Source organism: Flavobacterium psychrotrophum (assembly GCF_003403075.1).
In the GTDB taxonomy this organism is placed as follows: domain Bacteria; phylum Bacteroidota; class Bacteroidia; order Flavobacteriales; family Flavobacteriaceae; genus Flavobacterium; species Flavobacterium psychrotrophum.
The window spans coordinates 655,321-677,636 of the sequence record NZ_CP031557.1 but is presented as its reverse complement, the minus strand read 5'-3'; the positions used below and the strand labels follow the sequence as shown (position 1 = coordinate 677,636).

18 protein-coding genes are annotated in these 22,316 nt (G+C 40.3%); 12 read left to right on the top strand and 6 right to left on the bottom strand.

The window, feature by feature from the left end; all coding sequences use genetic code 11:
- Window positions 1–41: 41 nt before the first annotated feature.
- Window positions 42–938: a bestrophin family protein gene (locus tag DYH63_RS02845; RefSeq protein WP_116787358.1), complete on the top strand. Its 897-nt coding sequence runs from the start codon at window positions 42–44 to the stop codon at window positions 936–938.
- A gap of 15 nt (window positions 939–953) precedes the next feature.
- Here the strand turns inward: DYH63_RS02845 and DYH63_RS02840 are convergent, their stop codons facing one another.
- Entirely contained in the window at window positions 954–1,547 is a 594-nt protein-coding gene (locus DYH63_RS02840; protein WP_116787357.1) for an XAC2610-related protein, read from the bottom strand.
- A 79-nt stretch (window positions 1,548–1,626) separates the two neighbouring features.
- On the opposite strand from DYH63_RS02840, the gene DYH63_RS02835 reads away from it, so the two are divergent.
- Together DYH63_RS02835 and DYH63_RS02830 are read left to right on the top strand one after the other, a co-directional pair.
- Complete coding sequence (locus tag DYH63_RS02835) at window positions 1,627–2,844, top strand: RsmB/NOP family class I SAM-dependent RNA methyltransferase (RefSeq protein WP_116787356.1); 1,218 nt, start codon at window positions 1,627–1,629, stop codon at window positions 2,842–2,844.
- A gap of 75 nt (window positions 2,845–2,919) precedes the next feature.
- Entirely contained in the window at window positions 2,920–4,032 is a 1,113-nt protein-coding gene (locus DYH63_RS02830; protein WP_116787355.1) for an endonuclease, read from the top strand.
- A gap of 209 nt (window positions 4,033–4,241) precedes the next feature.
- Here the strand turns inward: DYH63_RS02830 and ytxJ are convergent, their stop codons facing one another.
- Complete coding sequence (gene ytxJ / locus DYH63_RS02825) at window positions 4,242–4,697, bottom strand: bacillithiol system redox-active protein YtxJ (protein ID WP_369692816.1); 456 nt, start codon at window positions 4,695–4,697, stop codon at window positions 4,242–4,244.
- Between the two features lie 66 nt (window positions 4,698–4,763).
- Between ytxJ and clpB the strand changes: the two genes are divergently transcribed.
- The 3 genes from clpB (at window position 4,764) to DYH63_RS02810 (ending at window position 13,046) form a co-directional block, all read left to right on the top strand.
- On the top strand, window positions 4,764–7,373 hold the full coding sequence (gene clpB / locus DYH63_RS02820) for an ATP-dependent chaperone ClpB (RefSeq protein ID WP_116787354.1): 2,610 nt from the start codon (window positions 4,764–4,766) through the stop codon (window positions 7,371–7,373).
- An 89-nt stretch (window positions 7,374–7,462) separates the two neighbouring features.
- Window positions 7,463–9,877, top strand: coding sequence for a T9SS type A sorting domain-containing protein (locus DYH63_RS02815; RefSeq protein WP_116787353.1), 2,415 nt, complete (start codon window positions 7,463–7,465; stop codon window positions 9,875–9,877).
- 100 nt (window positions 9,878–9,977) lie between these two features.
- Window positions 9,978–13,046 (top strand): choice-of-anchor tandem repeat GloVer-containing protein, encoded by a 3,069-nt coding sequence (locus DYH63_RS02810; RefSeq protein ID WP_116787352.1) that lies wholly within the window; start codon window positions 9,978–9,980, stop codon window positions 13,044–13,046.
- Window positions 13,047–13,139: 93 nt separating this feature from the next.
- Here DYH63_RS02810 and DYH63_RS02805 read toward each other — a convergent pair whose 3' ends face one another.
- Complete coding sequence (locus tag DYH63_RS02805) at window positions 13,140–13,373, bottom strand: hypothetical protein (RefSeq protein WP_116787351.1); 234 nt, start codon at window positions 13,371–13,373, stop codon at window positions 13,140–13,142.
- A gap of 263 nt (window positions 13,374–13,636) precedes the next feature.
- Between DYH63_RS02805 and DYH63_RS02800 the strand changes: the two genes are divergently transcribed.
- The 4 genes from DYH63_RS02800 (at window position 13,637) to DYH63_RS02785 (ending at window position 16,704) form a co-directional block, all read left to right on the top strand.
- Window positions 13,637–13,837: a DUF4134 domain-containing protein gene (locus DYH63_RS02800; RefSeq protein WP_116787350.1), complete on the top strand. Its 201-nt coding sequence runs from the start codon at window positions 13,637–13,639 to the stop codon at window positions 13,835–13,837.
- Window positions 13,838–13,973: 136 nt separating this feature from the next.
- Window positions 13,974–14,411, top strand: a complete 438-nt coding sequence (locus DYH63_RS21425; RefSeq protein WP_205528275.1) for an SRPBCC family protein — start codon at window positions 13,974–13,976, stop codon at window positions 14,409–14,411.
- A gap of 245 nt (window positions 14,412–14,656) precedes the next feature.
- The gene (locus tag DYH63_RS02790; RefSeq protein WP_116787349.1) at window positions 14,657–15,532 is read left to right on the top strand and encodes a carbon-nitrogen hydrolase; all 876 of its coding nucleotides are present in this window, start codon (window positions 14,657–14,659) and stop codon (window positions 15,530–15,532) included.
- A gap of 101 nt (window positions 15,533–15,633) precedes the next feature.
- Window positions 15,634–16,704, top strand: a complete 1,071-nt coding sequence (locus DYH63_RS02785; protein WP_116787348.1) for an agmatine deiminase family protein — start codon at window positions 15,634–15,636, stop codon at window positions 16,702–16,704.
- A gap of 78 nt (window positions 16,705–16,782) precedes the next feature.
- On the opposite strand, the gene trxA is transcribed toward DYH63_RS02785, so the two are convergent.
- Entirely contained in the window at window positions 16,783–17,085 is a 303-nt protein-coding gene (trxA, locus tag DYH63_RS02780; RefSeq protein WP_116787347.1) for a thioredoxin, read from the bottom strand.
- Between the two features lie 95 nt (window positions 17,086–17,180).
- Window positions 17,181–18,593 (bottom strand): MBL fold metallo-hydrolase, encoded by a 1,413-nt coding sequence (locus tag DYH63_RS02775; RefSeq protein ID WP_116787346.1) that lies wholly within the window; start codon window positions 18,591–18,593, stop codon window positions 17,181–17,183.
- Between the two features lie 189 nt (window positions 18,594–18,782).
- On the opposite strand from DYH63_RS02775, the gene DYH63_RS02770 reads away from it, so the two are divergent.
- Window positions 18,783–20,360, top strand: a complete 1,578-nt coding sequence (locus DYH63_RS02770; RefSeq protein ID WP_116787345.1) for a L,D-transpeptidase family protein — start codon at window positions 18,783–18,785, stop codon at window positions 20,358–20,360.
- A 91-nt stretch (window positions 20,361–20,451) separates the two neighbouring features.
- Here DYH63_RS02770 and DYH63_RS02765 read toward each other — a convergent pair whose 3' ends face one another.
- Entirely contained in the window at window positions 20,452–21,006 is a 555-nt protein-coding gene (locus tag DYH63_RS02765) for a hypothetical protein (protein WP_116787344.1), read from the bottom strand.
- 162 nt (window positions 21,007–21,168) lie between these two features.
- Between DYH63_RS02765 and gcvT the strand changes: the two genes are divergently transcribed.
- Window positions 21,169–22,251, top strand: coding sequence for a glycine cleavage system aminomethyltransferase GcvT (gene gcvT, locus DYH63_RS02760; protein ID WP_116787343.1), 1,083 nt, complete (start codon window positions 21,169–21,171; stop codon window positions 22,249–22,251).
- Window positions 22,252–22,316 lie beyond the last annotated feature (65 nt).

Here is a 22,316-nt window from a genome sequence, read left to right as displayed (position 1 = left end):
ATAACCAGTTGTGTAACTTTATAAGAAATTAAACACGCTATATGCTGGTAGATAAAGTCCCACCTTTTGCTTACGTCTTTGGTAAGATAAAATATGAAATGCTGTTTGTATGTGTACTGGGTTTTATTATCCACTACACTACAGAGTCGCTTGATCCTTATCTGCCCGAAATGCCACTTACCATAGCTACCTTTTTAGGAACAGCAATATCGGTGCTGCTTTCCTTTAAAATGAGCCAAAGCTACGACCGCTGGTGGGAAGCCCGCAAGATATGGGGTGCCATTGTAAACGACTCACGCAGTTATGTGCTGCAAATGCAGGCCTTTTTACATAACCCGGCACTAAAGCCTCAAATAAAAACCATGGCCTACCGCCAGATAGCATGGAACTATGTGTTAGGGCGTTCATTGCGTGGCCTTGCACCACTTGAAGATTGCGAAAATTTGCTTAGCCCTGAGGATATTGCCCAACTGGATATCCATACAAATAAAGTATTGGGCATACTCCAGCAAAATGTAAAGCAGATAAGCGAATTGCACAAACAGGGCGAAATATCAGATTTTACACATGTGCAGTTTAACAACATCTTTATCCGCTTTTCAGATAACATGGGTATGGCAGAGCGCATTAACAACACAGTCTTCCCTACTACCTATCGCCTGTACCTGCATTTTACCATTTACCTGTTTGTGGTTATACTTTCTATAGGGTTAAACAATGTAAAGCTGGTATATGAGATACCGCTGCTGTTAGTGGTATCTATGGTATTTTTTCTGCTCGAAAAAACGGCCTACCATATGCAGGATCCGTTTCGCAATCGTCCCAGCGATACAAATATGACTACCATAGCACGCAATATCGAAATTAACATCCGCCAGATGCTGGGCGAAAAGTGCGTACCTAAGCCATTAGAAAGGGATAGTTTTTATAGTTTGTAAAACTTTGAAAGCAAATTACTTGACAACCTTGTTAAGCACTTTCCATTTTTGTAAAGCAGCATTATACTGGCTGGTAATTATCTCTGTTTCATTAGAATTAGCCCGTATTCTAAATATGAGCTTCTTTTGTATGGCTACAAATTCAGCAGGAAAATAGCCAATACCACTTAAAAACTTATCCCGCTTAAAAACACCATCTTTAGTATTAACATAGAAATAATACTTTGGCCCGCTATTGCCACCCTGTTCCCTTTTAACAGCAATATCTTCAAGCCCATCAAAATTAAAATCGGCTGTAATGATGTCGCCATAATCCCAATCTAAAACTTTACGATTCTTATTTACACCTGTGGTATATGACCTGTAGTCGTTACAATCAGTCAATGGCAAAAGAAAAAGATTGCTGCTAAATTCTATTTTTTGTAATAACATTTCTCCCTTATTAAAAATTCTTACAGATACAAATACAGAATCAGCATCACCTTTTTGGGGAACAGATTTTATATGAACTTTAAAGTTGTACTGCTTAGAAATTTTGCTGTATGTACAATCTTGTCCATGTACCAGTATTGAAAATAAACTTATAAATAACAGCGAAAAAATTTTCATAAAACACAATGTCAGGTGGTATGTAAATATAAACGCAATTCTGCTAAAAAATAATACCTTTGCAGTTCAAATTTTTGAAATGAGATTACACAGAAATTTATGCTTTACAGTGATCGATTCACTGGGCTTTATTTTTAATGATGGAGAATATGCCGATAAGGTAGTGGCGCGCGCGCTTAAAAAAGACAAGCGCTGGGGCAGTGCAGACCGCAAGTTTGTAGCCGAAACAATTTACGAAATTGTGCGTTGGAAACGCCTTTATGTAGAAATAGCCGAAGTTAAAGAACCTTATGACCGCGATAACCTGTGGCGCATTTTTGCCGTATGGGCAGTATTACGTGGCATTCAGTTACCGGACTGGAAGTATTTTGAAGAAACCCCGATACGCCGCATTAAGGGGCGTTTTGACGAATTGAGTAAAATTCGTAAATACCGAGAGGCCATTCCAGACTGGATGGATGAGCTTGGTGTAAAAGAGCTTGGCGAAGAAAAATGGAGCAAAGAGCTTGCCGCACAAAACGAGCAGGCTAAAGTAATACTACGTGTTAACACCCTTAAGACCACACGCGAAAAACTGCGTGCCCTGTTGATGGATGCTAACATTGAAACCATTATCCTACCTGAGTATCCGGATGCGCTTGTACTTAAGGAGCGTGCAAACGTATTCCTTACTGATATGTTTAAAGAAGGCCTTTTTGAGGTTCAGGATGCATCGTCCCAACTTGTGGCCCGCTTTCTTGAAGTGGAGCCGGGTATGCGCGTAGTAGATACCTGTGCCGGTGCCGGTGGTAAAACCCTGCACATGGCTGCCCTTATGCAAAACAAAGGCCAGCTTATAGCGATGGATTTGTATGAAAGCAAGCTAAAGCAGCTAAAGATACGTGCCAAGCGCGATAGTGCCTTTAATATTGAATACCGTATTATAGACAGTACTAAGGTTATTAAAAAACTGCACGAAAAGGCAGACCGTGTACTTATAGATGCGCCATGCAGCGGACTGGGCGTACTTAAGCGTAACCCTGACAGTAAGTGGAAACTGCAACCTGAGTTTATAGACAATATTAAAAAAACGCAGGCAGAAGTACTTGAAAACTATAGTAAAATAGTAAAACCGGGCGGTAAACTGGTATATGCTACCTGTAGTGTATTACCTAGCGAAAACCAGGAACAGGTAAAGCGTTTTCTTGATGAAACCGAGATAGGTAAAGAATTTACGTTTATAAAAGACCAAAAGGTTTTAGCCTCAGAGAGTGGTTTTGACGGCTTTTATATGGCGCTTATGGAACGAAAAAAATAACATTGCATCATATTGATGTTAAATATGTAGCGCACAAGGGTAAAGTACTTATCTTTGTGCGCTAATTTTTTTAGAATGAAAAAAATCTTTACTCTTTTTTCTGCGCTTGCCACACTTGGTGCGCTTGCACAAATTCCGTCAGGATATTACAACAGCGCTACCGGAACGGGCTACACGCTTAAAACGCAGCTGCATAATATTATAGATGGCCATACAGACCGCGGTTATTCAGGCCTTTATGCCACTTTTGAACTTTCTGACAGGGATAAGTATTATGAAAACGACAATTCGCTGTTAGATATTTATTCAGAGAAACCGGAAGGCCCTGATGCTTACGAATATTTTTACGGCGGCGGACAGCAGGATGATGGTAGTGGTGGTACACAGGAAGGCCAGAAATATAACCGTGAGCACATTATACCACAGTCATATTTTGCCTCAGCATTACCAATGTATGCAGATGCACACTATATCCTGCCTACAGATAAATATGTAAACGGCCAGCGCGGTAACTACCCTTTTGGGGTGGTAGCCTCTGCAACACTTACTACAACTAACGGATCTAAAAAAGGCGGAAACCGTAACTCAGGCTATTCTGCAGGTTATGGAGGTATCGTATTTGAACCAATAGATGAGTTTAAAGGCGATGTAGCACGTATGTTCTTTTATTTCGCAACCCGATATGAAGGCCAGCTTGCAGGCTTTTACAATGCAGTAAATGTATCGTCTACACAATCTAAAGCCATGTTTGACGGTACCGAGAACCATGCCTTCTCGCCTACTTTCTTAAACATACTGCTTACCTGGAGCGCACAGGATCCTGTAAGCCAGAGAGAAATAGACCGTAACAATGCCATATACGGGCGTCAGCGCAATCGTAACCCATACATTGATCACCCGGAATATGTAGCAGCAGTTTGGGGTACGGTAGCAGCCGTAGAAGATAATTTTACTACTACCCTTTCTGTTTACCCTAACCCGGTTACTGACCATCTTGTAAACATCTACAGTGAAACTCCACTGGATAACATACAGGTTATAAGCATTAACGGTCAACTGGTACAGCAAATAAGCAAACCGCAGGGCAATGCTAATGTTTATACAGTAGCACAACTACCTACCGGCTTTTACTTTATAAAAATGACATCGGGCAACCAGGCTACTACTAAGAAAATTGTAGTAAACTAAATCCTGAAAATATATATTCATTAAGACCTCCGTTTTGCGGAGGTTTTTTTATACCCGTATATTAACCGGCTATTACACTTTATATCATACTAATAGAAAGAATTAGTACAGAGGTAACTAACTTTATTATTGATAAATATTAAAGACGAAAATGGCAAATGGAAGCTTGTAAAAACTGAAATAGAAAAAGTTGAGTTAAAAGAGTAACACTACACCTTCCCCTTTACAACTCCCGCATCAATACCATCGTGCGATTCATCATAAACAGATTGCCCGTTTTTAATAACCAGCACCTGCGGACTTTGGTGTACCACATTAAAGCGGCTGGCTATTTCATTACTCACGTCACGGTGGGCTATCAGGTCAAGAAAGTACGGTTTAGCACTCCCCTCTTCTATGCCATACTCATTTTCAAAACTTTTTAAGGCCATACGGCTTACCGGGCAACGGGTGCTGTGCTTAAAAATGATAATCGGAGTTTGTGCAGATTCCTCAACAAGGGTATCCAACTGTTGTAGTTGTGTTAATGCTGTCCAGTTAACACCATTATCTGTTGTATCTTTACTGTCAGAATTACCGAACATCTTATCTAAAAAGCCCATATTTTTGATATTTTGAGACAATTTGTCTGCATCAGATGTATTATTCTCATCTTTAGCGGTCATTTCGTCAGATTTTACGTATTGGAATATTTGTTGAATACTACATATCAAATTTAATCAATTTACGATATGAACTTTGCCAATTTTACTATAAAATCACAAGAAGCCATACAGCGGGCACAGCAGATAGCCCAAAGCTATGGCCACCAGCAGATAGAGAACGAACACATTGTAAAAGCCATACTTGAGGTGGATGAAAATGTGACCCCGTTCCTGCTAAAAAAACTAAATGTTAACCTGCCCCTGTTTAACCAGGTGCTTGATGCCACACTACAAAGCTTTCCTAAAGTGCAGGGCGGCGAAATGGGCATTTCCCGCGATGCGTCTAACGCACTGAATGAAGCAAGCAATATTGCCCGCAAAATGAATGATGAGTTTGTAAGCATTGAGCATTTGCTGCTTGCCATTTTTGCATCGCGCAGTAAGGTAGCCCAGATATTAAAAGACCAAGGCGTAACAGAGAAAGCACTTAAAGCCGCCATTGACGAACTGCGCAAAGGCGAAAGGGTAACCAGCGCAAGTGCCGAAGAAACGTATAATTCACTTAACAAATACGCAAAAAACCTTAACCAGCTGGCTAACGATGGTAAGCTTGACCCGGTTATAGGCCGCGACGAAGAAATTCGCCGTGTATTGCAAATCTTAAGCCGCCGTACCAAGAATAACCCTATGCTTGTAGGCGAACCGGGCGTGGGTAAAACCGCCATTGCCGAAGGGCTTGCGCACCGCATCATTCAGGGAGACGTACCGGAAAATCTTAAGAACAAAATTGTATTCTCGCTGGATATGGGGGCGCTGATAGCAGGTGCAAAATATAAAGGTGAGTTTGAAGAACGCTTAAAATCGGTAGTGAAAGAAGTTACTGCTGCCGAAGGCGATATTGTACTATTTATAGACGAGATACATACCCTTGTGGGTGCCGGCGGTGGCGATGGCGCCATGGATGCTGCAAACATCCTTAAGCCTGCCCTGGCCCGTGGAGAGCTGCGTGCTATAGGTGCAACCACGCTTGATGAGTACCAGAAATATTTTGAGAAAGATAAGGCGCTTGAAAGGCGTTTCCAAAAGGTGATGGTTGATGAGCCTGATACCGAAAGTGCCATATCCATACTTCGTGGTATTAAAGAAAAATATGAAGCCCACCACCAGGTGCGTATTAAAGACGATGCCATTATAGCAGCCGTAGAGCTGAGCCAAAGGTACATTACTAACCGTTTTCTTCCTGATAAGGCGATTGACCTTATGGACGAAGCAGCGGCTAAACTGCGCATGGAGATCAACTCGAAACCGGAAGAGCTGGATGTACTGGACCGTAAGATAATGCAGCTTGAAATTGAGATAGAAGCCATTAAGCGTGAAAATGATGAAAGCAAGCTAAAATCGTTAGGGCTGGAACTGGCTAATATTAAAGAAGAACGTAACGAAATATATGCCCGCTGGAAAAGTGAAAAGGATGTTGTAGATGGCATTCAGGCCGCGAAAACAGACATCGAGAACTTTAAGCTGGAAGCAGAAAAAGCAGAGCGCGAAGGTAATTATGGTAAGGTAGCAGAACTGCGCTACGGTAAGATAAAAGATGCCGAAGAGCAACTGGTAGTACTTGAAAAACAACTTCAAGAAACCCAAAAAGGCCAGACTCTTATTAAAGAAGAAGTAACCCATGAGGACATTGCCGAAGTTGTAGCCAAATGGACCGGTATACCGGTTACCAAAATGCTGCAAAGTGAACGCGAAAAACTCCTTAAGCTGGAAGACGAACTGCACAAACGTGTGGTAGGCCAGGAAGAAGCCATAGAGGCTGTAAGCGATGCTGTGCGCCGTAGCCGTGCAGGGCTTCAGGACCAGAAGAAGCCAATAGGTTCATTCCTGTTTCTGGGCACTACGGGTGTGGGTAAAACAGAGCTTGCAAAAGCGCTTGCCTCTTACCTGTTTGATGATGAAAATGCGATGACGCGCATTGACATGAGCGAGTACCAGGAACGTCATAGTGTGAGCCGCCTTGTGGGTGCGCCTCCGGGATATGTAGGTTATGATGAGGGTGGACAGCTTACCGAAGCCGTGCGCCGTAAACCCTACAGCGTTGTACTACTCGACGAAATAGAGAAAGCCCACCCTGATACATTCAACATACTGCTTCAGGTGCTTGACGAAGGCCGCCTTACGGATAATAAAGGCCGTGTAGCCGACTTTAAGAACACGATCATTATCATGACGAGCAATATAGGCAGCCACATTATCCAGGAAAAACTGGAGAACTTTAAAGGTGATGTAGACACCGCTATTGAAGTTGCAAAAACCGAAGTTCTCGGCTTATTAAAGCAAACCGTTAGGCCGGAGTTTATTAACCGTATTGATGATATCGTGATGTTTACGCCGCTTAGTGCCGATAACATTCGTGAGATTGTTGGGTTACAGCTTAAGAGTGTTACTAAACTGCTGGCACAGCAAAACATTACGCTTGATGCCACTCCCGAAGCCATTGCCTATCTTTCTAAAAAAGGTTTTGACCCGGATTTTGGTGCACGCCCTGTAAAACGTGTAATTCAGAAAGAGGTAATGAACCAGCTGAGTAAGGAAATACTAAGCGGCAGGGTTACGACTGATAGCATCATCTTACTGGATAGTTTTGACGGACAGCTTGTTTTCAGGAACCAGACGGATTTGGTTAATAAGCAATAATCAAATTCTCACATATTAATTAAAAAGCCATCTTTATCAGATGGCTTTTTAATTAATATGCTTATTTTTGTCGCAAACCAATCATAAAAATGAATAAAAATTATTTACTTCTTCTATTATTTGTGCTGTTTAACCAATTAGCTTATTCACAAGTAAATTTTGGGGATCAGCATTTATTCTCTGACAGCAAAACATATTTTCCTTCACAAGAATCTGCTTTAACTACTGCCGATTTAAATAATGATGGGCTTCTTGAGGTAATCTTAGTATCAGGTGCAGATAATAGTTCGCTCGTATTTTATAAAAATGTAAATGGAAATATTAAATATGATCAGGCCCATGTTGTTGTAGATAATATAGCATATCCAAAAAAAATACTTGCAACAGATATGAACGCTGATGGCCTTGAAGACATAGTTGTTTCCAGCCAGATAACAGGTAAAATATTATTGTACAAAAATTTGGGTAATTTTGAATTTTCCGAAGAAATTCTAATTGCAACTCTTCCTCTTGCTTATTCAATTATTAGTCTAGACATTAATAATGATGGAGCAATAGATCTTATTGCTTCAAATGGGATATCTATTGTAACATATTTAAACAGTGCTAATAATACTTTTATAGTTGGCCAGACTATTGCATCCAATTCTTACATTGAAAATTTTAAACTTTTTGATATCGATAATGATGGCGATAAAGACCTATTTGGCATCAGACGGGGAAATGAAATTATATTATATCGCCACGAAGGAAATGAATTTGATGATGGAACCCAAATCGCATATACAAGGGGTTCCTCAGCATTAGAATTTTATGATATTAATAATGATGGCTATTATGAATTACTTACAGCATCTTATAATAGTGTTTCTGTTCATACAAATGTCGGTGGAGAATATTTTGAGCAATCTGAAACATTACTTACAACTCCTTTTGATGTAGAAACAATCGCAATAAATGACATTGATGGAGATACTCAAAAAGATTTAATCATAGCATCATATAGTAAGATTGGATGGTATAAGCACGCTGATACAGGTTTTGAAGTTTATAGGCAAATTACTGATAATGTTAGTTTAGTAAATTCCTTCATTATCGAAGATTTGAATGATGATGGCTCCAAAGAAATAATTGCTACATCCTTCTCGAGCAGCTCCTACGGAAAACGAAAAGCATCATATTTTGAGCATAATGAGGATGGTACATTTAACGAAATACTTTTTAATATGTACTTCGGGGCAATTATTAACAATAGGATCATAGATATTGATAACGATGGATTAAATGATATTGTAACAGGCTCAAAATCTATATACTGGAATAAAAATCAGGGTAATGGCGTTTTTTCATCCCCTCTACTTATATCTCCATATAATGATATACTTTACAACTATCTAATTGAAGTTGCAGATTTAAATAACGATGGGTTTATTGATATTATTGGCGTTAAAAATTCTAGACTTGAAATATATCAAAATGTGGGCGATGGTACTTTTACACTTCAACACAGCTTATCTATTTCAACAAATACAACTGATATTAAAGTTGCTGATTTTAATGCTGATGGCTACAAAGACATTGTATTAATTTTGTCTGGGGCTAACCATATGGGCATTATTAAAAATTTAGGTAATTTCACGTTTGAAAATCTTACAACAATTAATTTTCAGGAGATATACTATGTGCCTAATAAAATTGCCTGTGGTGATATTGATAATGATGGTGATATTGATATGGCAGTGAGTAGTAGCGAAACATCTACAATACAGTGGCTAGAAAATAATGGACAAGGAGTTTTTAATGTACATAATGTTTATTCTGAAACAGTAGCGGGATTAATTGAATTAGTAGATATTGATAATGACGGATGGCTTGATATTGTTTCCGGAGGACCTTATTGGGCTGGCACATCAAATATCTACTGGTTAAGAAACAATAACTTGAATTTTTCTGTAAAAAAAGTAATCAACCAAACCCAAAGAATGCAGGCAATTGTTTTTAAAGACATTGACAATGATGGTGATAAAGATTTTGTTGGAATATATGCTACAGAAAACCCAGCTCATGAGGTTTTAGCCTATTTTTTAAATAATGGTAACTCATATACTAAAAACATTATTGATACAATTTATGATTCTGCAGAGTCTATGGATTTACAATTTAATGATCTTAACAATGATGGTAAAAGCGATATACTGGCGGGAATTTATTTTGTAGGACGAAATGTAATTTATTATAACGAAACGTTACTGTTTGATGAACAGCCAACATTAAACAATAAGCATTTATTTTATCCAAATCCTGTTACAGATGTCATTAATATTAATATCCCTGGTGTATATAGTATTTCAATTTATAATGAATTAGGACAACTTGTACTGGAAAAAAAAGAACATACTAAAAACACTTTTGATCTTAGCAATCTTAAAGATGGAATGTATTTTTTTAGTATAGAAACAGAAGGAAAAACATACACCGATAAGATTATAAAATTAAATAAATAAGTTGTAAAAATGCCTCTGCATAAGCAGTGGCATTTTTTTTACAACTTAGGGTATTTTAACATCTGCCTGTTTCTTAAACACATCAATCAAGAAACCTGCTATGAAAATAAAATTACTTTCTGTAATTATTTTACTCCTGACAATCTTATCATTACAAAAAACAACAGCACAACATACTGCCCAGTTATATGGCTTAACTCAAAAGGGCGGCACAGGTAATGTAGGTACCATTTTTCATTACACACCCGAAGACCATACGTTTCATCATGACTTTTCATTTGACGAAGTAGTTCATGGCAAAGTATCTAAATCTGATGTTACTGATGGCGGTAACGGAAAGGTTTACGGCACTACTACCCTGGGCGGAGCAAACAACGCAGGGGTTATTTATGAATGGGACCTTACCACAAATACCTATACCGAACCCTATAGTTTTGAAACAGCAAACGGAACCGATGCCCGTGGTGCTTTAGTTTTGCACAATGGAAAATTTTATGGCATGACACACCTGGGAGGCTCCGGTAACGGTGGTGTGATCTATGAATGGGATCCTGTAACGAATGTCTACACTAAAAAAATAGACTTTGACGGAAGTAACGGCTTCAATCCTATTGGCACGCTTACTTTATACAATGGCTTATTCTATGGTGTTACCACAGCAGGGGGAAACGCAAATTCCGGGGTACTTTTTACCTGGGATCCTGCCACAAACACCTTTACAAAAAAGCATGATTTTACAACTACCAATGGTAGCGTCCCTATAGCAAAGCTTGAAGCCTACAACAGTAAATTATACGGCATGACGAGTGCCGGCGGCACTTCTGGTAAAGGCGTTATATACGAGTGGAATCCTGCTACTGATACTTTTACCAAAAAGAAAGACTTTACCGGCGCTGATGGCGAAAACCCTAACGGGCATCTTACGCTGTATAACAACAAATTTTATGGTGTTACCACACTTGGAGGCAGTAATGCCGGTGGGGTTATTTTTGAATGGAACCCTGCTACCAACGCCTACTTAAAAAAGAAAGACCTTGGTGGGGCTTATAGCGGCACAAATTACCGCACCACAAAACCGTTGGGCTCTCTTACCCTTAAAGACAATATCTTTTACCTTATAACAAGTGCTGCCAGCGATGGCAATGGTGTATGCAAAGGATCTATTTTTAGTTGGGATCCTGCTACTAACAACACGACTGAAGAAGCTGCAAATTATCCGGTTTGCGCTCCCGGTGTCGAGGTTATTGTAACAGAAGTAGCTATGCCTTATGCTACTATGATTGTTATAGGCGACAAACTTTATGGCACCAGTTCAGCTTACGGGCAGGGCAATTCAGGTGTATTGTTTGAGTTCAACACAACTACGCATACCCATACCCGATCGGTACACTTTGGTGCAACAAACGGATCGTTACCGCGGGGCAGCCTTACACAAGTGGGCAGTAAACTCTATGGCATGACATTCACCGGCGATTATGACCATCATGGCAACATCTTTGAATGGGATATGACCACACAGCAATTTGCCGTTAAGGTGCGTTTTAATGCCAGTACAGGTTGGTATGGCGGTATAGGCCTTACGCCAAATGGCACTAAACTGTATGGTAAAACAGCATATGCCCCAATCAACAGCCAGCAATTTTATTCAGGTACAGGCATTTTTGAATGGGATGCCGCTACTAACATATTTGAACCCAAGGTCAGCGGAAGTTTTAACGATGGTATGCTGGTAAACAACGGACAATCAGCCGATATGTACACGTTGGGCTGGGGTGCAAATTCTCAGCGTGGGGCAATACATAAATATACGGCCGGAGAGCAAACCTCGACTGAAATACAGATACTGAATAACGACGGATCGCAGGGATCTATTGAAACGTATCAGGGCGAACCTGCAGCAAATAGCCTGGCTTATTATAACGGTAAATACTATGGCATTACATCAAGCAATGGTAACTACCTTTTTAAAGGTACTATTTTTGAGTGGGATCCTGCCACTAATGCTGTTACCCTTAAGCACATCTTTACGGATGCTGAGGGTACATATCCCACGGGAGCACTAACCCTGGCGAATGGAAAATTCTATGGGCTTACAAGCAAAGGCGGCGAAACGGGTTTTGGAAGCCTGTTTGAATGGGATCCTGCCACTAATACTTTTGATGTTAAAATTATGATGGGTGCTTTAAGCGCCGGCACCAGTAACATATGGGGATATAATATTGTGCCTCAGGGTACTTTAACATTATATGATAACAAACTATATGGCCTTTGTTACGGGCAGGCACGGGGGCCGGTTATGGGCAGTATTTTCGAATATGACATTGCAACAGCATCTATCACTGATGTAATTTTTTTTAACGGTATTAATGGTCCCGTGCTTGGTGCAAATCCAAAGTTTACACAACTTACATTAGTAATACCAAATCAGGAACCTGTTGTAAGCAATGTACCACAAGCGGTTACATCTTGCAGCAACACAGCAGATAATTTTGATTTTGAAATTACAGATGCCGATAATGATGTGCTACAGTTTACTGTTACGAGTAGTACACCTACATTGTTACCGGTTGCGAACATAGCCATAACAGGAAATAACGGCAACTATACACTTAACTACACCCCCCTACATGCACAGACAGGCGTTACAAATCTTACTGTAACTGCTAATGATGGCTATGGCGGTACGGTAACTTTTACAATGACATTGACTATTACCGGTAAGCCAAGCTCTTTAGTAGTAGCTAACAATGCAGTCCTTGTAGCACAACAGCCCAATGCGCAGTACCAATGGTTTGACTGTGGTACAGGTTTATCTATAAGTGGTGCTACACAGCAGGTATTTATAGCCCAGGCTATAGGCAGCTATGCCGTAAATATAACACTCAATGACTGCGAAGTAATTTCAGATTGTTCTCCTGTACAATCCTTAGACATTAAAGGCTATGATGCCAATAGCGCTTTTCTATTTGTAAACAATGAAACAAATATGCTGGAAATTGTTACATCAAATACCGTAAAACAAATAGCTGTTTTTAATGCACTGGGGCAGTTGGTTGTACGAAATTACGGGAATGCGAAAATAAGCCTCGAATCTGTAAAAACAGGAGTATATTTTGCAATAGTACAAACCGAAGGTGGTATAACAAGGGAAAAATTTATAAAAAGATAATTTATCCGGTATTTAAACAGAAACGGGGCTACTCAATTTAGAGATAGCCCCGTTTCACTTAAAAGCGTAGCCGTTTGTTTAACGAACGCTTTATTATTTATAATCGTAGTATTGCCTTATTGTCATTACATTCCTGTTCTGCTGCTTTTTCTTTAAAGTAAACATTACTGCAACACTTGCCGCTACAAGCCCCAGGATCATCAGGATAAATAAACTATTGATCAGAAAACTGCTAAACGCACTACTGTCAAAGCTAAAATTATTTACTATAAAATATCCACCAACCGATGTGATGAACAAAGCCAGAAGAATGTAAAGTAGTTTCATAGCATAAGGTATTAATGAGATAAACAGTCGTTATTACACCTCAAATTTCAGCAAATAAAACCTTAGTATATAGAACTTTATAACACTATAACTTTTGCTTAAGATATAATTAGTAAGTAAAAAACTACCTACTGTTTTTAACTCCCAATAAATGCTAATGAGATGATAATTCAGTAACAATTTCGTTAAGGTTTTATAAAATACAATGCCTGATTTTTAAATAAACCTGAAATTTACAACACACTAAACAAAACATCTTTACTATGAACCTGAAACGAATTTTTGGAACCGTACTCACCATCCTCGGTATTATAGGGCTTATTTACGGAGGATATATTTTTGTAAACAGCAATACGGGAGAGCAGAGCATCAAAACCATTGCCATTTACGGCATCTTAGGGCTAATTTTCTTTATTGCCGGCATAAGCCTTGTAAAGCGCACACGAGACGATTCGAACGTTTAAAACGTATATTGAAACTTATAGTCAGGCCCGTGCAACAGCATGGGCTTTTTTAATGTATCGTTAAAAGGCTTTCCTTCCGGATATGGATTGGGTAACTTGTATTGAATTTGAGAACTAACATTAAAAATAATCAGCTATGGAAACCTCACTTGTAGTAAAACAAAGCGTGCGTATAGATGCACCCGTAACCCGTGTTTGGGAAGTACTTACAAAACCCCATTACATTCGCCAATGGAGTCAGTTACCCGAAGATTTTGGCGATTATGATATCCATCCTGCAACCATTATTAACTTCGCCGGCCAGGGACGCATGGACGTGGTAGAATACAAGATCAATAAAAACCTGCGGTACCAGCTTTATGTACCCGAGTGGCAGGAACAGGGTGTATCGCACATTGGCTATGATTACACCCTAAATGCGGACATTGACGGCTATACCTGGCTCGGCATTGAAATAGGTGATTTTGCATTACTTACCGAAAATGACAAACTGTTTGATGATAGTGCCCATTTTGGAAAAACAGCCTCGCAAAAAATTAAAGAACTGGCCGAGAAAAAGGAGATACTACTTTAGCTAAAGCATACGCATTATAAAAATAAGCCACGAATTGCCCAAATTTTCACAAATTTTGATTCCTCCTTAATCACTTTGAATATTAAGAATTTGATGATTCCTGAAATTTGTGAAAATTCGTGCAATTCGTGGCAAAAAATTTAAGCAAATGAAATGATGCGTTTGCCCTGAAAGCATAACGCACATAGCAAAGAAAATCCCGAAAAAATGCGTAAATTTGCGCTTCAAATTTTTATTTAAACACCATGGGTAAAGTAAAGATAGGATTGGTACAAATGAGCTGCGAAAAAGAAAAGCAGCCCAATATGGATAAAGCCATCCGAGAAATTCGTAATGCTGCTGCAAATGGCGCTCAGATCGTGTGCCTGCAGGAACTTTTTACATCGCTGTATTTTTGTGATGTAGAAGATTATGAAAACTTTAAACTGGCTGAAGCCATTCCCGGCCCAAGCACCGAAACGCTTAGCGAAGTTGCTAAAGAGCTTAACGTAGTAATTATAGCTTCGTTATTTGAAAAGCGTGCCGAAGGCTTATACCACAATACTACGGCGGTTATAGATGCCGATGGTACATACCTGGGTAAATACCGCAAAATGCACATTCCGGACGACCCTGCGTTCTACGAGAAATTCTACTTTACACCCGGCGACCTGGGTTATAAAACCTTCCAGACCAAATATGCCAAAATTGGCGTGCTTATCTGCTGGGACCAGTGGTACCCTGAAGCAAGCCGCATAACAGCACTTATGGGCGCAGAAATCATGTTCTACCCTACCGCTATAGGCTGGGCTACAGACCAGGATGAAGATACAAACAAAGAACAATATGACGCTTGGCAAACCATTCAGCGCTCTCACGCCGTTGCAAATGGCGTACACGTTGTAAGCGTTAACCGTGTAGGCTTTGAGCAGGACGGTGCCATGAAATTCTGGGGTGGCAGCTTTGTAGCCAACCCTCAGGGTAAACTGTTGTACCTTGGTACTCACGAAGAAGAAGAAACAACCGTGGTAGAAGTAGACACTAAGGCTACAGACCATTACCGCACACACTGGCCTTTTCTTCGCGACCGCAGGATAGACAGCTACCAGCCTATTACAAAGCGTTATCTTGATGAAGAATAGCCCCAGGCTGTTTACGGTTTATTGTTTATAATCAGTGTTCCACACCGGCCTGTCATTGCGAGCGAAGCGCGGCAATCTACTTGTACGGTTAAAAGAAAAAAATGTCACAATTCCAAAACATAGAGACTCCAAAGAAACTGGGTTTCACATTTCCGGCAGAATTTGCGCCGCAGCGTGCGCTATGGCTTTCATGGCCGCACAAAGAGGCTTCATGGCCGGGTAAATTACACACCATTTACAAGCCGTACTGCGAATTTATTTTGCAGGTATCGCGCCATCAAAAAGTGTGTATAAACGTAGCTGATGAAGCTATGAAAAACTTCGCGATAAGCGAACTGCATATGTATGCCGCCCTTGTAAAAGGAGCTGTTTTAGAAAACGTAAGTTTTTACTTTCATCCTACTAACGATGCCTGGTGCCGCGATCATGGCCCTGCTTTCCTAGTTAATAAACAAACCGGAGAAAAGGCTATTGTTGACTGGGGTTATAATGCCTGGGGCGACAAATATCCTCCATACGACCTGGATGATGTTATCCCTACACGCATAGGCGAAGCACTGGGACTTAAGTTTTTTAACCCGGGTATTGTAATGGAAGGCGGCAGTGTAGAGTTTAACGGCAAAGGCACGTTGCTTACAACAACAGCCTGCCTGCTTAACGAAAACCGTAATCCACACCTCAACCAGAAGCAAATAGAAGAATATCTTTCTGAATATTATGGTGCAGACCATATTTTATGGCTGGGCGATGGTATAGTAGGCGATGATACTGATGGGCATATTGATGATATTACCCGTTTTGTAAACGAAGATACCGTAGTAACTGTAGTAGAGGAAGATAAGAACGACGAAAATTATCACCTGCTTCACGAAAACCTTGAACTGCTTAAAGGCATGCGCTTGCAGGATGGTAAGCAGGTAAACATTATTGAGTTGCCAATGCCTAAAGCTGTTATTTGGGAAGACCAAAGACTACCGGCATCCTACGCAAACTTTTACATTGCAAATGAAAGCGTAATTGTACCTACATTCCGCGATGATGTTAATGATAAAAAAGCACTTGATATACTTACAGATTGCTTTAAAGGCCGCGAGGTTATAGGCATAGACAGCACAGACCTTATTTGGGGACTGGGCAGCTTCCATTGCCTGAGCCAGCAGGAGCCTTTGTAACAGTTTGCAGTGTTCAGTCGCAGTTTACAGAAGTTTCAATCAACGGAACATAGAATGTAAACTGGGACTGACCACTGATTACTGAAAACTTTTAACTGTTTTCACCAAATCTTCCTTCGGCACTACGCCAGATTGTTTCCAAAGCATTTCACCATTTTTAAACAACATCAGCGTGGGTACTCCCCTAACCTGAAATTGCGATGTAGCCACTAATGCCTGGTTTTTATCTACATCAATTTTTATAATGGTTACGCTGTCACCCAGCTCGGTTTTTACATCGTCCAGTATGGGCGCCATCATCTTGCAGGGACCACACCATGTCGCAAAAAAGTCTATCAATACAGGGGTATCGCCATTTATAAGTGTTTGAAATGCATTCATGCTAAAAAGTATTAAGCCATAAAATTAGCTAAATATAAAAGCCCTGCAAAATACATTAACAGGGCTTTAAAAAAAAGGAAAGGGTATGAACTCAACTATAGTAAACTTATGGGGCTTGTATAATCTGTTTTAGGTACTGAAGTTTTAGAAATAGCAGCAAAACCGCCCTCTACTTCAAAAAAATTATCGTGCCCAAGTTTCTTTAATATCGATGCTGCAATCATGCTACGATAGCCACCGGCACAACATAATACAAATCTCTTATTTTTAGGGAATACTGCCAGTTGCTCAAAAATGCGGTTTAGCGGTACGTTTATACTATTAATAACGTGCTCGCTGTCATATTCGCTTTTCTTACGAACATCAACTACAAAACCAAACGGGCTGTGAATCATCTCAAACTCCGCCGCTGTTATCCTGTCAATGGTCTCTACAGGATTATTGGCGTTGTACCATGCCGCATAACCACCTCTAAGGTATCCTATTGTATGATCATACCCCACGCGGCTCAGGCGCGTTAGGGCTTCTTCCTCCCTTCCGGGATCAGCGACTAACAATATTTTCTGGTCAATGTCCATTACCATCTCTCCCACCCAGTTGGCAAAACTACCGTCCAGTCCTATGTTTATACTGTTAGGTATAAAGCCATCTGCAAAAACAGCCGGGTTACGCACATCGAGTATCAGTGCACCGGTAAGATTAGCTGCAATTTCAAACTCTACTGGGTCAAGTGGCTTGCTGGCACGTTTCAGTACCGTATCAAAACTCTCGTAGCCTTTAATATTCATCAGTACATTTTTAGGAAAGTAGCCCGGTGGTGGTGCCAGCCCGGCAAGTACTTCCTGCACAAATTCATCTTCGGTCATATCAGCACGAAGGGCATAATTTGTCTTTTTCTGGTTGCCCAGGGTGTCGGTAGTTTCTTTGCTCATCTTTTTACCACAGGCACTGCCCGCCCCATGGTTAGGATATACAATAATATTGTCTGCCAATGGCATGATCTTTTCGCGCAGCGAACGGAAAAGGTGCTTTGCAAGCTTTTCCTGGGTGAGTTCAAATACTACATGCCGTGCAAGGTCCGGCCTGCCCACATCTCCTATAAACAGGGTATCTCCGGTAATGATGCCATGCTGCTCATCATTTTCATCAATCAATAAAAATGTGGTACTCTCCATAGTATGCCCGGGCGTGTGTAGTACTTTTATTTTATAGTCGCCTAAGGTAAACACCTGGCCGTCTTCGGCAATTACAGCCTCATACAAGGGTTTGGCACACGGCCCAAAAACAATTTCAGCGCCCGTTTTATCGGCGAGGTCAAGATGCCCGCTTACAAAATCGGCATGAAAATGCGTTTCAAAAACATATTTAATTTTAGCACCATCTTTGGTGGCACGGTATATATACGGCTGTACTTCGCGCAGCGGGTCAAAAATTGCCGCCTCGCCATTACTCTCTACATAATAGGCCGCGTGGGCAAGGCATCCGGTATAAATCTGTTCTACTTTCATCACTCAAAACTTTATCATTAGCAATGTAAAAGTAAACCCGGCATAGAGCGTAAACTATGATATTTATCATGCTGTTAAACTTTAATAAATCGTTGGCAATTAATACTAATTATTGGTTAAACGACAGGATTAATACTTTTTAAATATAAAATTCTTCCTACATTTATTAAATAAAACAAACACCATACTATGAAAAAGATTCAGTTAATTATTGGCTCCATACTACTACTGGCGCTCTCGTTTACTTCCTGTAAAAAGGACAAAGACAATGTAGGTGCCGATACCGAAACGCACGACCATGCAGAAAAAACTATTCCTTTAGACACTACTCAGTTTGGAGAGTTCTACAATAAATATCCTGATTATAAAAAATACAGTAGCGAGATTAGCGCTTTATACAAAAAACATCCACATTATATATGGCATGAAAAACGTGGGCTAATAGAATTTGCCGAAGCATTGTACAACCAGGTTAACCAGCTTGGCAATGACGGCCTGCCTAGTAAAGTGCCCTACAAAAATGTACTCGATGACCTTTTTCAGGATTCCGGACGTGGTGAGAAACCCAATGTACAGTCTGAACTGCTTATTAGCTCAATGTACTTTTTTTGGGCCAACAAAACATTAGATGGACTGCCTGCAGATAAAAGCCGCGAAACAGGCTGGTATCTGCCGCGTGAACGTACCGATTATGTAGCTTACCTGGACACACTAATGAAAGACCCTGCCAAAGTAAAGGGTGATAAAGAAGGAATGTTTAATCAATATTTTGCCCTGAAAAAAGGATTAGTAAAATACCGTGATATAAAAAAGAAAGGCGGTTGGGAAAGTATTACTCTGCCTGAAGGTGTTAAAGCCATTAAAGAAGGCGACAGCGGTGTAGCAGTTACCCAACTAAGAGCGAGGCTTGCTGCCGAAGGCTATCTGAAATCTGACAGTAAAAGCAATGTGTTTGACAGCAGCCTTAAAGACGCTGTTACCTTATACGAAAAAAATCATTTCCGTGAATTTGACGGTAAGGTAGGCCCTGCAATTATTAAAGAGCTTAATGTATCTATAGACGACAGGATAAAATCGATAACCGTAAATATGGAACGTTGCCGCTGGGTAACACCGGCTATTAATACACAAAAAGAGTACATTGCGGTAAACATACCATCATACAGGCTGCGTTATGTTAAAGATGGCAAGATCGACCTGATATCTAACGTAGTAGTAGGTAAAGAGCTAAATAAAACTGTAGTTTTTAGCGGTAATATGAGCTATCTGGCTTTTAGCCCGTACTGGAACATTCCGAAAAGTATTGTGGAGAAAGAGATTAAACCGGGCATTGCTAAAAATCCAAATTACCTTGCTAACCACAATATGGAGTATTACAATAATGGTAATATTCGTCAGAAGCCGGGTGGGCAAAACTCGCTTGGTAAGGTGAAATTTATGTTCCCTAACTCTAATAACATTTACCTGCACGATACCCCTGCCAAAAGCCTGTTTAACCAGGACGACCGCGCCTTTAGCCACGGCTGTGTGCGTGTAGAAAAAGCCCGTGAACTTGCGATAAAAATTACGGGTAAAGATGGTGGCTGGGATGCCGCTAAAGTAGACAAAGCCATGAATGCTGACAAAGAAAATACCTATGCCCTTAAAAACAAAATACCGGTATATATTACCTACTTTACTGCCTGGGCAGATGATAACGGTAACGTAGCCTTTTTTGATGATATCTACGATAGAGATAACAGCCTTGCAGGCTTACTGTATAATTAAGAGCTTTTAATATTATATTTTGCCACGAATTGCACTAATATACACGAATTTATTTTGTGCATTTTAGAGTAATTCGTGGCATTTTTTTACCTCATTGCTTTTCAAGCACTACATCAATGGGCTTGTTCATTTTACGCCCAAATTTAATGGCTGCCTGCTGGCTTTCGCTACTGCACAGTACATACATATTATAAGCATTTAGCGGAACGATTACGGTTTTAAAATGCCCTCCGTTTTCTTTACCGTCTATGTCTTCTATCTTAAAGCTAAAGTTTTCAGCAGGAAATTTATTAGAAACTGATAATAAGTAATTGTCCTTTGCATACGGAAAGAAAAAGCGCTCTTTTCCCGTAATAACGGCATCCGGCGGCAACGGTTTATTGTCATTACCCACCCTGTAGTTCATACTAAATACCATTGGCTGGTTCGACTTTTGCCAGCTGTATATATTATTAATGTTTATTACTTCGCGCCCCAGGCTGTCTACTATGGTTACCTTAAGGTTTTTTACGTTTTCTGTTTTACCTGCCTCATGCGCATCTACCACAAAATAAGAGGTAAAGTCATAACCGCAGTGCATGGTAGCACCTACCTGTGCATTAACCGAAAAACATATAAAAACTGTAAGCAAAAAAAGATACCGCATAACATAATAAAGTATAGGCAAATGTATGAAAAAATAAGCCGGCCGTAAATGGACTCACAAATTTATAACATTGCACATTAAAATAGTAATACCCGAAAAATAACGCGTTTGGTTGCGTTTTTTTCAATAAATTAGCGCTTTTAAATTTTATTCTGATAATAAATGAAAAATACAGCGCTTACGCACATTCACGAATCTTTAGGTGCCAAGATGGTGCCGTTTGCAGGCTATAATATGCCGGTACAATATGAAGGGGTTACTGCAGAACACGAAACCGTAAGAAACGGTGTGGGCGTTTTTGACGTTTCGCACATGGGCGAGTTTTTGCTTAGCGGCCCTAATGCACTTGCATTGATACAAAAAGTGACCAGTAATGACGCGTCTGTGCTAACCATAGGCCGTGCACAGTATTCTTGCCTGCCTAATGCAGAAGGTGGTATTGTAGACGACCTTATTGTATATAAAATTAAAGACGAGCAATACCTGCTTGTAGTAAACGCCAGCAACATAGAAAAAGACTGGAACTGGATATCGCAGCACAACGACCTGGGTGTAGACATGCGCAACATTAGCGAAGATTATTCGCTGCTTGCCATACAGGGGCCTACAGCTATGGAGGCCATGCAACCGCTAACATCTATAGACCTTGCTGCCATTAAATACTACCATTTTGAAGTGGCAGATTTTGCAGGTATCGAAAATGTTATTATTTCTGCTACAGGATATACCGGTAGCGGTGGTTTTGAGATCTATGCCAAGAACAGCGAGATCGAACAGATATGGAATAAGGTATTTGAAGCCGGAGCTGCTTATGGCATTAAGCCAATAGGCCTTGCTGCACGCGACACTCTTCGCCTTGAAATGGGTTTCTGCCTGTATGGTAATGATATTAATGATACTACCTCTCCGCTTGAGGCCGGGCTGGGCTGGATTACAAAATTCAGTAAAGATTTTGTAAACAGCGAAGCGCTTAAACAGCAAAAAGAAGCCGGTGTTAGCCGCAAACTTGTAGGCTTTGAACTTACAGAACGTGGCATACCACGCCACGATTACGAAATTGTAGATGCACAGGGTACCGTTATAGGTATTGTAACATCGGGTACTATGGCGCCATCGCTTAATAAAGGTATTGGCCTGGGCTATGTGCCGGTGGCTTATGCTACAGAAGATAGTGAAATATTTATCCGCATCCGTAAGAATGATATCCCTGCAAAAGTGGTTAAACTACCGTTCTACAAAAAGTAAGGATATACTTATCAATATATTAGCCGCAAATCTTTACAGGTTTGCGGCTTTTTTTGTAAATATGG